At 59.3% G+C, this 12,836-nt stretch carries 10 protein-coding genes; 7 read left to right on the top strand and 3 right to left on the bottom strand.

Annotated features, from left to right (window positions below):
* Positions 1-318 precede the first annotated feature (318 nt).
* Entirely contained in the window at positions 319-1,377 is a 1,059-nt protein-coding gene (gene purM, locus TBK1r_RS31345; RefSeq protein ID WP_145219298.1) for a phosphoribosylformylglycinamidine cyclo-ligase, read from the top strand.
* Between the two features lie 214 nt (positions 1,378-1,591).
* Here the strand turns inward: purM and TBK1r_RS31350 are convergent, their stop codons facing one another.
* Complete coding sequence (locus TBK1r_RS31350) at positions 1,592-2,008, bottom strand: OsmC family protein (protein WP_145219300.1); 417 nt, start codon at positions 2,006-2,008, stop codon at positions 1,592-1,594.
* 381 nt (positions 2,009-2,389) lie between these two features.
* On the opposite strand from TBK1r_RS31350, the gene TBK1r_RS39265 reads away from it, so the two are divergent.
* On the top strand, positions 2,390-2,629 hold the full coding sequence (locus TBK1r_RS39265; RefSeq protein WP_419580581.1) for a hypothetical protein: 240 nt from the start codon (positions 2,390-2,392) through the stop codon (positions 2,627-2,629).
* Positions 2,630-2,931: 302 nt separating this feature from the next.
* Complete coding sequence (locus TBK1r_RS31355) at positions 2,932-4,641, top strand: IS1182 family transposase (RefSeq protein ID WP_419580133.1); 1,710 nt, start codon at positions 2,932-2,934, stop codon at positions 4,639-4,641.
* A 273-nt stretch (positions 4,642-4,914) separates the two neighbouring features.
* Here the strand turns inward: TBK1r_RS31355 and TBK1r_RS31360 are convergent, their stop codons facing one another.
* Positions 4,915-6,174: a beta-ketoacyl-[acyl-carrier-protein] synthase family protein gene (locus TBK1r_RS31360; protein WP_145219305.1), complete on the bottom strand. Its 1,260-nt coding sequence runs from the start codon at positions 6,172-6,174 to the stop codon at positions 4,915-4,917.
* A 278-nt stretch (positions 6,175-6,452) separates the two neighbouring features.
* On the opposite strand from TBK1r_RS31360, the gene TBK1r_RS31365 reads away from it, so the two are divergent.
* From TBK1r_RS31365 to TBK1r_RS31380, 4 genes are read left to right on the top strand one after another with little or no spacing between them, the layout of a single operon-like run.
* Positions 6,453-8,570, top strand: a complete 2,118-nt coding sequence (locus tag TBK1r_RS31365) for a prenyltransferase/squalene oxidase repeat-containing protein (RefSeq protein WP_419580582.1) — start codon at positions 6,453-6,455, stop codon at positions 8,568-8,570.
* Positions 8,571-8,628: 58 nt separating this feature from the next.
* Positions 8,629-10,575, top strand: coding sequence for a polyprenyl synthetase family protein (locus TBK1r_RS31370; RefSeq protein WP_145219307.1), 1,947 nt, complete (start codon positions 8,629-8,631; stop codon positions 10,573-10,575).
* A gap of 56 nt (positions 10,576-10,631) precedes the next feature.
* Complete coding sequence (locus TBK1r_RS31375; RefSeq protein ID WP_145219309.1) at positions 10,632-11,198, top strand: hypothetical protein; 567 nt, start codon at positions 10,632-10,634, stop codon at positions 11,196-11,198.
* Between the two features lie 14 nt (positions 11,199-11,212).
* Positions 11,213-11,992, top strand: a complete 780-nt coding sequence (locus TBK1r_RS31380; RefSeq protein WP_145219311.1) for a tetratricopeptide repeat protein — start codon at positions 11,213-11,215, stop codon at positions 11,990-11,992.
* 130 nt (positions 11,993-12,122) lie between these two features.
* Here TBK1r_RS31380 and TBK1r_RS31385 read toward each other — a convergent pair whose 3' ends face one another.
* Complete coding sequence (locus TBK1r_RS31385) at positions 12,123-12,812, bottom strand: class I SAM-dependent methyltransferase (protein WP_145219313.1); 690 nt, start codon at positions 12,810-12,812, stop codon at positions 12,123-12,125.
* Positions 12,813-12,836 lie beyond the last annotated feature (24 nt).

Genomic DNA, 12,836 nt, shown 5'->3' on the forward strand with positions numbered 1-12,836 from the left:
CACGCGATGACGCCTAGCGATGGATTGCCGAAGAAACCTCAGGAAACAGTTGGTGAAACGGTGACGGTCGGGACTATCAGCCGGGTTTGGAACCCGACATCTCTTAGTCAACCGGCACAGTTTACCGTTTTTCGGCGTATTTGGCGGCCTCAATGACGGTTGACGGCCGCCCGCAGGAGTGGGCGGATCATCGCAGCGCACTACACCACGGATAATGGCGTTCTGATTGCCAGACGGCTACCAGAGCCGGGGCGAGGATGTCAAACTGGCTTTTGCTGACCAGACTTCCACTTCAATCTTGACTGCTGACCCCCCTCCATGGCTGCGACTTATAAGGACGCCGGCGTCGACCTCGACGTGTACGCCGAATCAATGCGGCGTTTACCCAAACTGATGCACCGCACTTTTTCGCCGCGCGTGCTGGCCAGCGATGGAGGGTTTGCCGGGCTGTTTCAACTCGATTTCGCCGGAAAACTGTTCGCCCGCAATTACGAACAACCCGTTCTGGTCAGCGGCACCGACGGCGTCGGGACCAAGCTGAAGATCGCCCAGACCACCGGCATCCACCACACCGTCGGGATCGATCTGGTGGCGATGTGCGTCAATGACCTGCTCTGCACCGGCGCCGAACCGCTGTTCTTTCTCGATTATGTCGCGATGGGCAAAGACGACCCGGCGCGGCTGGAAAAGATCGTTCAAGGCATCAGCGACGGCTGTGTCGCCGGCGACATGGCCCTGCTGGGCGGCGAAACCGCGATCATGCCCGACATGTATGGCGATGAGGACTACGACTTGGCCGGCTTTGCCGTCGGAGTCGTCGAGCGAAAACGCCTGATCGACGGCAAACAAATCGGAGAGGGCGACGTCGTGCTGGGCATCGCGTCCAGCGGGCTGCACAGCAATGGCTTTTCGCTGGTCCGAAAAATCATCGCCGATGCCGGCCTGACCTGGGACTCCACCCCCGACGCCCTGGGCGGCAAGACGATCGCCCAAGAATGCCTGACGCCGACTCAGATCTACGTCGCCGCCGTCCGCGCGATCCAAAATCACTATCGCGTCAAACAAGTCATCCACGGCTTGGCCCACATCACCGGGGGCGGTATTGAAGAGAATCTGGACCGCATCCTGCCCCCCGGCGTCGACGCCGAGATCGATCCCACGTCTTGGGAACGCCCGGCAGTGTTCCGCTTTCTGCAGGAAACCGGCAAGGTGGCCGATGCCGAGATGCGACGGGTGTTCAACATGGGCATCGGCATGGCCATGATCGTCAGCGATTTTTATGCCGCCAGCATCCAATCCCAGCTGAACGAGCTGGGGATCGCGGCCACACCGATCGGACGGATCACCTTCGGTACCGGCAAGGTCCGCTACCTCTAGTGCTTTGTCAACTTTTGGATTGAGGGTGCCGCGGAAAAGGCAACCCTCAGATCTGGATCGATTGCTACTCTACTCTTCCGTCTCAGCCCAATTATCCAGGTCGTGGACGAGGCGACGAGTCCTTTTCTCCTCTTCCTCTGCAGTGGGCATATTGGCAGAGGACTCGTCGCCTCGTCCACTACCGCCTACCCGAAATGCAAGGTGAAACGGAGCACTAGCGGTAAATGAACTCGATCGGTGCGTCGATGTCGGGATGAATGCTTTGGTGGACCGGGCATTTCCGCGCGGCCGTCTCCAGTCGGGTTCGCATCGCGGCGTCGTTGACCGAGCCGGCCGGCAGCGTCACGACCGTCCGTAGACCCCCGATGCGTCGCACCGGCTGCTGGATCATCTCTTTGGTCACCGTGACCTCTGCCCCGGTGAGGTCCAATTCGTGACGTTCGGCGACGAGTCCCAAGATGGTCAACACACAGCTTCCCAGGGCGGTGGCGACCAGATCGGTGGGAGAGAACGATTCGCCCTTGCCGCCGTTGTCCAACGGCGCATCGGTGGTCAATGTTTTGCCGCTCGGACCGTGGGTGGCGGTGCATCCGAGCTGGCCGGTGTACACCCCGTGAATCTCGACAGCCATGTTTGCTACTCCTCGTCGCGCTACAGTGAATCGTGCTCGCCGTTGTTGACGGCGCCCCATTGATAGCCGAACAGATCGGCGGGGGGGATCCGGGGAGAGCGATCAACCGGCCTGAAAGGTATGAGATTTTGGAAAAATTTCAGAAAACAAAACGTTTTTTCGAGCGTCTGATTAGCGTTAAGAGACGATTGCGGTAGATGGCGCAACATTACGCGTTTTGACTGAATCCGAAAACTTGACTCCGATTCGGGTCGACGTAGGTGTTGCCGCCTGATATTTCTGCGTCCCAGCAAAATTTACATTTTTGTTTGTCACTTCTGCGGCCGAAGTTCGCTTGTTCCCTTAGCTGAAACCCCCTTCTGCCGCTTGGGAGATAGCCCGATGGCTACTACACAATTTTCTGATTCGCGAATCACCAACCTGATTCAGCGAATCGACTCGGTCCTGTGTGCCCACCACGAGCTCTGCAATCACCTGGCAGACCTCAAGATTTCGATGGAGGGGTCCCGCATCGTGCTTCGCGGTCACCTGCCGTCGGTGGCACTCAAGCAAGCTCTGGTACCGGCGATCCGCCAAGCCGGTGTGCTCGGGCAAGTTTGCAACTGCGTCGAAATCGCCTGAGAGTCAGGTCGATCTCCATCAATTCAACGCCATTAAGTAGCCCGACGCGTAAGCGAGGGGCGACGCGTGGCCCCTCGCTAACGCCCAATACCACCTTCTTTCAAACCAATCGGGGTTGTTGTTTGATAGCGGCAGGGCGCGAGCCCTCCGGTCTACCTACGCCGGCACCGGACGGCTCGCGGCCTGTCGGTTTAGTGTATCCACAAAACGAGGGGAGGTGGCTTAGTAGGCATCGTCACGATGTTTGCTATTCTTGGCGGATCGTCGTCGCGATTCACTTCTCACGCAGGGAGGCTTGCCCAGTGAGCCAGAGACAACCCAAGACCAGCTATTGGCAGGAAGCTCCTACACCACGCGGGCAACTGGTCCTCATTCCCACCGCCCTGGAGGAACTCATCCCTCAGGATCATCCCGTTCGCTTGGTCGACGAGATTCTCGATCAGATGGACTGGACTGATTGGGAGGCGGCCTACAACGGCGGATTCGGTCAGCCGCCGATCCATCCCAGCGTAATGGCAAAGATCCTGCTGTTTGCCATGATTCGGCGAATCCGATCCAGCCGGAACATTGAATACGAACTCAAGCATTCGATCGATTTTATCTGGCTTAGCAGCGGTCGCCGCATCGATCACAGCACGATCAGCGACTTCCGCCGAAACAATAGTGATGCAGTCAAAGGCATCTTCAAACAAATGGTCAAGCTGGCGATCAACCTGGGGATCGCCAATCTCTCGGAACTGTGCATCGACGGCACACGCATCCTGGCTGACGCCAACAAATACAAGACTTGGACGGCCAAACGATTAGCCAAAGCACTCGAAGAACTTGACGCGCAAATTGATGAGGCCCTGGAAACCTTCGAAGTCAACGACGCATGCGACGAAGATCTCATCGGCCAGGACGTTTCGGCGGACCGCCTCCCCGCCGCCGTCGCCAACTTGAAGTCACGCCGCTCACAACTGGCCGCTCATCTGGAGACGGTCAATGCGATGGACGAAGTCCGCAGGAAAAATGGGACGAAGGGCCCCGCCCAGTTACCCAAGACTGACACGGACAGTCGCATTCTTCCCAATAAGGAGGGTGGTTACGCAGCCAACTTTACTCCGATGGCGACGACCGAAACGCAGAGCGGCCTGATCGTTGCGGCGGACGTCTTGATCGGCAACGTCGAACACCACGAATTTGCCACCATCGTCGACTGTGTGGCCAACGACTTTGGAATTGACATTAAGCGAGTCATGGCTGACTCGGCTTACACGACGGGCAAAAACCTCACTGCGGCTGAGGAAAAACAGATCGAACTGATTGGCCCGCTTGCCGAAACCAATCGCGAGAACAACCCTGCCGAGCGTTCGGATTTGACTGAGCCCGTTGCCGCCGATCAGATTGATCAGTTGCCGGTTAATCCACAAACCAAACGATTTGACAAAGCAGCGTTTGTGTACGACGAAGCGAACGACTGCTATTACTGCCCGGCAGGCAAAGTGCTTTCACATCGGACGACCGAGAACACGACGCATGGCGACGGCTCTCCGGTGCAGCGAAAGGTTTACACCTGTTTTGAATGCGAGGGCTGCACGCTGGCTGGGCGTTGTCGCAAGAACGTGAAGCCAAAAGACGAGGCAAGCAGCAGCGAGGCATCGTCCCAGGAGTCCAGCGAAGCGACCTCGTCGGACAAGCGAGCGGGCAAGCGACGTGGTCGCAAGCCTGGCCCGCCACGTGGTCGCGAGACGATGCATGATGAGCATGAAGGAGCGCGACGTCGGCAGCGTGCGCGAATGGAAACGCCTGCAGCCAAAGAGGCTTACTCTCGTCGTCAGCATTTCGGTGAAACGCCTTTCGCCGTGATCAAGAGCACGCTTGATATGCGGCGATTCCTGCTTCGAGGTATCGCAGGTGTGAATCAAGAATGGCGCTGGGCGGCGACCGGATTCAATCTGAAGAAAATCATGAGTTACTTGGCGAAGCTGCGCGCCGCCGCGGCGACACAATCGCTCGGAACAGCAAACTAGGGGAGATAGGGGGCATTTCGAACGAAATCCGCCACAAGCGAACGCCACGATCCCGTCAACACGCTTACCAACGACTCTGGATGCCCCGCATAGCACCATAAAAGCCTCGTCCGGAACCAAAATCGAATCAACCGTCCCCAGGAACTAAATCGACAGGCCGCGAGCGTTCTGTCGATTCAATCGGTGAGGAGCAGCCCAGCCGCTGGCGCGAACCGGCTGACATCAATTGACGATCAGCGGTTAGCCGCGGGCCAACGGGCCAACACGCGACGGCTAGATTCGGCCGATGATCACGACCGAGTTGATGCCGAGCATGCCGAACGAATTGTTCAGGATGTAATCGACCTTACGAGCTTCCTGGACTTCGTTAAGCACCAGCCCCGGCAGCCGACAGTCTTCGTCGAGCGTATCGACATTGATCGTCGGGTGGACCGCAGAATCACGGAACGAGGCCAGATTGCCGGCCAACTCCAACGCCCCGGCGGCGCCCATCGCATGACCGATGTAGCTCTTGGTGTTGTTGATCCGGACGTTCTCACAGTCACCGAAGACCGATCGCAGTGCGGAGCATTCCTGAGCGTCGCCGCTGGAGGTCCCGGTCGCGTGGGTGCTGACGATGTCGATCTGATCGGGCTGCAATCCGGCTCGATCGAGCGCCATCTGGACGCACTGGGCCTGTCGTTCCGGGTTGGGCAAGACGAAATCGGTCGCGTCGGTGTTCATCGCATAGCCGACCAATTCGCCGTAAATCTCCGCGCCACGTTTTTTCGCGTCGCTGAGCCGTTCGAGCGTGTACAAACAGCCGCCCTCGGCCACCACGATGCCGCTGCGGTCGACATCAAACGGCCGCGAGGCTTTGGCGGGGTCTTCGTGGCTGGCCAACGCGTTCTGGCTGTTGAAACTGGCAAAAATCCCGAACGTGTGAATGCTCTCGCTGGTGCCGCCGGCGATCGCCAAATCACATTCGCCCAACCGCAACATCTGGGCACCTTGGATGATCCCCGCGTTTCCAGCGGCGCACGCCGCCCCGATCGTGTAGTGCGGACCGGTGACCTTTAAATTCAAGGCGATCTCACCGGCCGGGTTGTTGGCAACCGTTCGCGGATTGTGATGGTGCGACCAACAACTGGTGTCATAGTCGAATCCCTTGATCACATAGATCTCGTTCTCGGTTTCCACGTTCCCGTGCTCGGTGACGCCGACGTAGATGCCGACCCGCGACTTGTCGGTGTTTTCCCAGTCGATTCCGGCATGCTTGATCGCCTCGTTGGCGGCATAGACGCCGACGCTGCCGGCGCGTGTCCCGCGACGGAGATCTTTCTTGGTTTGGTAGCGGGTCGTTTCGAAATCACAGATCCCCGCCAGCGTCTTGCCAAAATAGCGGATTTCGTAAGGCTTGACGCCGCTGCGTTTTTCCAACAGCGCTTCGCGAAACGCATCCCAATCATTTCCGTTGGGAGCGGTCAAGCCGATTCCGGTGATGACGATTCGCTGTTCGTCGGGTAATTCGGAGGCGAGATTGGGAGCGATCACGTGTTTGCTGGGGTGGGGTCGGTCTGGTCGGTCGGGTTTCGCGTGCGTACAAATCCTTGCCTGCTGGAACCGAGCGTACCAGTTAAGAAATAACCGATCAATGGTCGCCGACGACGCGATGGCTGGCTGGATATACTGAACCGGGGGGACAGTCACCGCGCAACATCCCTACCTGCTTTCGCGTCGCGGTGGTGTCGCCAGACGGCGGCCACCGCACGTCTGCTGCCGTCGCTCGTTCGAACGCCTTCCCCCCTGACACTTTTTGAGTCCGAATCGATTTGACTACGCTGTCTCCCTCCCCCACCGCAAGCGATGCGACGCGACAGAAATGCAGAGAAACGCTTGACCGAGTTCGCCGCGAATTGTTGCAGGCCCAAAACGATGCCGGGCACTGGACCGGGCAACTGGCCGCCAGCGCCCTGAGCACCGCGACGGCCGTCAGCGCGATGGCGGCGGTCCTACAACACAGCGATTCCCAGCACAGCGATTCCCAGCACGGTGATTCATCGCAGCCACAACAGCAAGAGTTGCTGCGATCGCTGATCGGGCAGGGGATGGAGTACCTGAGCGGCCAACAGAACGGCGATGGCGGATTCGGCGACACCGACCGCAGCCACTCGAACATCGCGACCAGCTACTTGGTGCTGTCGGCGTCGACATTGGCGGAAAAAGTCGGCCAGCAACCGCTGCCGTCGACCGCGATCGACAAACTGCAGCAATACATCGACCGCTCGGAAGGACTGGACGGACTTCGCCGGCGGTACGGCAAGGACAAAACGTTCGTGGTGCCGATCATGAACAACATGGCCATCGCCGGGCTGATCTCCTGGGACGACGTCGCCGCCCTACCGTTCGAAGCGGCCGTGTTTCCGCAATCGATGTATCGCTTTCTGCAGATGCCGGTGGTCAGTTACGCGATTCCCGCACTGGTCGCGATCGGGCAAGCCCGTCACTTTCTCGGCCGCCGCGCCTTCGCACCGATTCGCCTGATTCGGTCCCTGAGCGTTCGACGCACCCTTTCGGTGCTGGAGAAAATGCAGCCCGCCAGCGGAGGCTATCTCGAAGCGACTCCGCTGACCGCGTTCGTCGTGATGAGTCTGGCTGCGACGGGACGATGCGACTTGCCGGTCGTCCGCAACGGGCTGCGTTTTTTAAAGGAATCGATGCTCGACGGTGGATGCTGGCCGATCGACACCAACCTTGCGACATGGGCGACGTCGCTGTCGATTCACGCGTTGGCATGCGATCCGGACGACGATGGCCGCTGGTACAGCGAGCGTCTGGCCGATTGGCACCTGGGTTGCCAGCATTTGACGCGACATCCATTTACCGGTGCCGAACCGGGCGGCTGGGGATGGACGGATTTGAGCGGGGCGGTTCCGGACAGCGACGACACGCCGGCGGCCATCCTGGCCCTGGGACTGATGCAGCCCCACGCCGATGAAAGTCGACGGCACCAGATGCACGAGGCGATGATCCGCGGCGGCCGTTGGCTGATCCGGCTGCAAAACCGAAACGGCGGCTGGCCGACGTTCTGCCGAGGCTGGGGAAAACTGCCCTTTGATCGCAGTAGCACCGACCTGACCGCGCACGCCATGCGGGCTTTGAAATCGATTCCCTGTCGCCCGGAAGCATCTCGGGGGGCGGGACCGAGCCAAGCGGATTTCCAGCGTCCAGAGCGAAAGGCGATTCGATTTCTGAACCGTCAGCAACAGCCCGACGGCTCCTGGATGCCGCTCTGGTTCGGCAACCAAGACCGCGACGACGAATCCAACCCCGTCTATGGAACGGCGAAGGTCTTGATTGCAGGTGGAATCGGCACCCGCCCAGAAGCGGCAGCATGCGACTATCTCCTTCATGCCCAGAACCCGGACGGTGGCTGGGGTGGGGGGCCGTCGGTGGCGACAAAAATCCGCGGACTGATCGACTCCGATCCCGAGTACGCCTCGATTGCACCATTAATCCCCGACGATTTGCACAGCAGCGTGGAAGAAACGGCGTTGGCGGTCGAAGCCCTGGCGACGGTCATTCTACGAACTCGCGATCAAACCGAGTTCGCTGCGCCGCAATCCGGAATGCCGCAATCTGGCCCTGCGCTGTCGAATCCGCGATCCGATCGGGCAAATGCCGGGTTAACAGAACTACGACCAGAATGTTCTGCCGCAGTCTGCTCCGCCGCTGTGAACGATGCCGTGCTGGCGGCTATACTACGCGGGGTCGAATTCTTGATGCAGAGTGTCGAGGATCGGCGACATCAAGTGGCTTGGCCGATTGGATTTTACTTTGCCAAGCTCTGGTACCATGAACGCTTGTATCCGCTGATTTTCACTGCCGCCGCACTGGGGAAATTTCTCCGTGCGTTCAACGAAGAACACGACCCGAATTGGCCTCGATGACGACCGGTTTTCCGGTCTCAGGCTACAGTGAACCCACCTTAGATTTCCGCACCATTTCTTGCCCGAGGTAATCGGTTTGTCGACCGGATTCAGCCCCACCGATACCCCTGCCAGCCAAACCGTCACCCAAGCCTCATCGGACCCTGCGTCATCGGACGCGGGGACCGTCTCACGCAGCAAGCGACGGAAGACGAGTCATCTGAAAGAGGTCCCCGAAACGCTTGAGTTGCGGGAGAGTCTGCGCGCCCGTTGCGAGGAGGTCGCCGACCGGCTGGACCGCAGCGTTCCAATGACCAAAGATGAATTGGAACAGGTCGCCCGGCGGACACTCGAAGAAGCGGATCTCCCCGAATCCCTGGTCGGCTGGGTGATGGTGATGATCAGCACCTCGTTTTGGCGCCATGCCCTGGAAGGGGTGCCGCCGGAACGACGATTGTTCCTGCTGCCCCATTGCCTGAAACACGCCGAGGGCTGTCCGGCGGAATACGACGAGTTCGGCATGAACTGCAAAGAGTGCGGGGCCTGCAGCATCGCCGATTTCCGCGGGCTGGCTGAAGAAATGGGTTACCGCGTGCTGGTCGCCGAGGGCTCTCCGGTGGTGATGAAGATCATCGTCGGCGGATACGTCGACGCGGTGGTCGGCGTGGCCTGTTTGAACGTCTTGGAAAAAGCGATCGACAAGGTCTTGCTGGCAGGAATCCCTTGCATGGCCGTCCCGTTGTTGAGCAGCGATTGCCGCAACACCAAGGTCGATGAAGCGTGGGTCGACCAGATGATTCGCACGCCTTACACGCCGGCCAAACAAGAGACACGCAGCTACGTCCACCTGATGCGTGCGGCCGGTGATCTATTCGCGCCCGAGACGCTCGACGAGATTGCACCGCGACTGCGTGGCAAAACACCGTTCGGAACGGGCGATCTGAGTACCGAGAGTGTTGCGGCGATGGACGCGATCGAAGCCACCGAACACATCGCCTACGACTTCCTGGCTCGTGGCGGCAAGCATTCACGGCCCTTCATCACCTTGGCCGCCTACGATGCAATGACGGGCGGCGAGTGCACCGGCAGCGATGCGGCGCGTGCAATCTCCAAACTCCCCAACGCCGTCCGCCGAGCCGCACTCAGCATCGAGACCTTCCACAAAGCGAGCCTGGTCCACGACGACATCGAAGACGATGACGCCTATCGCTACGGACAGCCCTCCCTGCACAAGGTGTTCGGAGTGCCCACCGCGATCAACGTCGGCGACTTCCTGGTCGGCATGGGATATCGCCTGCTCAGCGACCGGGCCGCAATGTGCGGCAACAACGCCCAGACCCCCATCGATGCGATGGCCCAAATCGATGTGATGGATTGCCTTGCCGCAGCCCATATGCGACTCGGCGAAGGCCAAGGCGCCGAACTGCTCTGGCGCGACGGCACCGACCGCCGATTGACGCCGCTGGATGCGTTGAAAATCTATTCGCTCAAAACCTCTCCGGCGTTCGAGGCCGCGCTGTTCAGCGGCGTTCGACTGGGCTGTGGCGATGACAGCGAAGGAAAAGCGGAGCAGTACCGTGAAGCCATCCGAACGTTCAGCCGCAACCTGGGCGTCGCCTTCCAAATCCTCAACGACCTCGGCGACTTCGCCGGCGACGACGACAACAAACTCTCCGCCGGCGGTGACATCTTCGGCGGCAGACCGACCTTGTTGTGGGCACTGGCTCTGGAATCGCTGGACGAAAACGATCAACAACAGCTGCTGGAACTTGCCCACGCCGATTGTCCGTTGAGCGACGGCGAGCGACTGACCGCCGTGCGTCGGCTGTACGAAAAAGCGGGCGTGTTCGAAACCGCATTTCGCCTGGTCGACAAACATCAGCAACGCGCCGAACAGGTCGCCGATACATTGGAACCGGATGCCTTGCGTCGGCTGCTGTACTTCTTGGTCGACACCGTGCTCGAACGCCCCGAAATCAAGACTCCCAATGTGGTCGCACTGGGCGTCGCCGCATCCGCGGTCTGAATCGATGGGTTCATGAATCACCACTTTCAACACTCAAGAATTCCCCGAGCGGAAACATGGTTGTAGGGCTTTCCAAAGACGATGCCGACGTAAAAATCGAAACGCTATTGGCGGAGTTCTACGAGCCGGAAACAGGGTTCTCCCAGTGGGGGCGATGCAATTCGACGCTGCGGGTGCCATCACCCTACGACGAATTGATCAACCACCATTCGCACATGACCGTGACCGTCGAATCACACTACGGCGAAAAGGTCGACGTCGTCGTCCATCGACACCACCGCCACGCCGACGACCATGGCGATTGGTACGTCCGCGAAATCACGCTCAAGACTCAGGTGACCGGCAAGGTCGTTCAGTATGGAATCGTTCGTCTGAACGTCGCCGCACTCGACCCGAAAGTCTGGGAACGCATCGAAGCACGACAGACACCGCTGGGGCGGGTCCTGATCGAACACAACGTGCTGCGTGAAGTCCAACTGTGCGAGTTGTGGGAGATCCAGGCCGGACCGGCCCTGGCAGGCTTGCTCAACGCCAAAGAAGGCGAAACCGTTTACGGACGAACCGCACTGATCTACTGCGACGGTGAACCCGCCATCGAACTACTCGAAGTGGTCGCGAAGTAGCCCCCAAAACAATCATGACTCCACTTCGAACCACCACCCTGGCCTGCGTTTCGCTCTGCATGATGACCTTCTGCTTAGCTCAAACAAATCAGGCAGCTCAATCGAACCAGGCAGGCCAAACGATCGAAGACAACTTGCGATGGGCCGGCGAAGCACGTCAGGCGCTCGAGCGACAAGACTACCCGGCGGCGTTAAAGGCGGCCAACAAACTCGCCAAGTCGCCGGCGAGCGATGAGTTTCGACGCGTCGCCGGTGACACCTTCCTTCGCTGCGGTGAACCGAAACGCGCGATCGAGATGTTCCAGGGCTACTTGGCCAAACGCCCCAACGATCGACCGTACTTGTGGCAACTGGGGATCGCGTTTTACTTCGACGGCAAATTCAAAGAAGGCGCCGAGCTGTTTGAAGTCCACCGTGAGGTGAATCCCAATGACGTCGAAAACGCGGCGTGGCATTTTCTGTGCATCGCCAAAAACGAATCCCCCGAAAAGGCAAAACAACTGCTGTTGCCCGCGCCGAACGATTCCAGGGCTCCGATGGCCGAGGTCTTAGAAATGCTTCGCACCGGTGACCCCGAACCGGTCAAACAACGCATGAATTCCTTCACGCCCGGCACGTCGGCGGAAAAGTCGGCCAAGTTCTATGGGCATTTCTACCTGGGGCTCTACGCAGACGCCATGGGCGACGACACGACGGCCAAACAACACCTCAAACTCGCCGCAACCGACGCGCCGCGAAACTACATGGGTGACGTCGCCAAGGTCTACGCCGACCACCTCAACAAACGCGAGTAGGTCACGCTGTGCGTGATATCCAGGTAGGTCACGCTGTGCGTGACAGCTCAAGCCGTGTAGGTCACGCTGTGCGTGACAGCTCAAGCGACCGATGGCATGCACAGCATGCCCTACGCGCTCGCAGCCGACCCTAAACCCGATCCGGCTTGGCGGTCGCTTTCATGATGGTGAAGAATGAAAACGGGTTGGGTTTGTAGCGTTGGTCGATGCGGATGGGCAACTCACGCAAGACTTCTTCCAGTTCCAGATCCGTTCGCCAACCGAGTCGTTTGGTGACGTTGCCGGCCGAATCGACCACGCGGGCGATGATAGGATTATCGCTGCGAAAGTGATTGATGATCAAAATCTGCCCGCCGGGACGACAAACGCGGACCAGCTCACGCATCATCTTGGCGGGATTGGACACGACACTGACGGTGTGAAACGAAGTCACCACGTCAAATTGGTCGTCTTCGAATTCCAACTCTTCGGCATTCATCGGTTGAACCGAGATGTGGTCCCAACCCTTTCTGTCGATCAATGTCTGGGCTTCGGCCAACATCGATTCGGACAGATCAATGCCCGTCAATCGAATGTGTGTGGGATAGCTTGCCAATGAGAGCCCGGTGCCGACGCCGACCTCGAGAACCTTGGTATCTTTGGCCAGCTGCAACGCGCCGACCTCGGCACGAATATTCTTGCCCGCGACGGCCGGCCAAAATGCTTGGTAGGCGGGAACAAGGTTGTGATAAAGCTTAGCCGCGTGCGGCACACGCGACCGTTTGTGCTCGGAATCGGACTTGTCTTTTAAATCTTGCTGGTGCGGCGTAGCGGTGCTCATCAACAATTGCTCTTGGGCGACGAA

Source organism: Stieleria magnilauensis, from assembly GCA_007753675.1.
Lineage (GTDB): Bacteria > Planctomycetota > Planctomycetia > Pirellulales > Pirellulaceae > Stieleria > Stieleria magnilauensis.

Bases quoted from the DNA above. Each gene is read 5' to 3' on its own strand.
- purM (WP_145219298.1), top strand. From the start codon at position 319: ATGGCTGCGACTTATAAGGACGCCGGCGTCGACCTCGACGTGTACGCC.
- TBK1r_RS31350 (WP_145219300.1), bottom strand. From the start codon at position 2,008: ATGGCTGTCGAGATTCACGGGGTGTACACCGGCCAGCTCGGATGCACC.
- TBK1r_RS39265 (WP_419580581.1), top strand. From the start codon at position 2,390: ATGGCTACTACACAATTTTCTGATTCGCGAATCACCAACCTGATTCAG.
- TBK1r_RS31375 (WP_145219309.1), top strand. From the start codon at position 10,632: ATGGTTGTAGGGCTTTCCAAAGACGATGCCGACGTAAAAATCGAAACG.
- TBK1r_RS31380 (WP_145219311.1), top strand. From the start codon at position 11,213: ATGACTCCACTTCGAACCACCACCCTGGCCTGCGTTTCGCTCTGCATG.
- TBK1r_RS31385 (WP_145219313.1), bottom strand. From the start codon at position 12,812: ATGAGCACCGCTACGCCGCACCAGCAAGATTTAAAAGACAAGTCCGAT.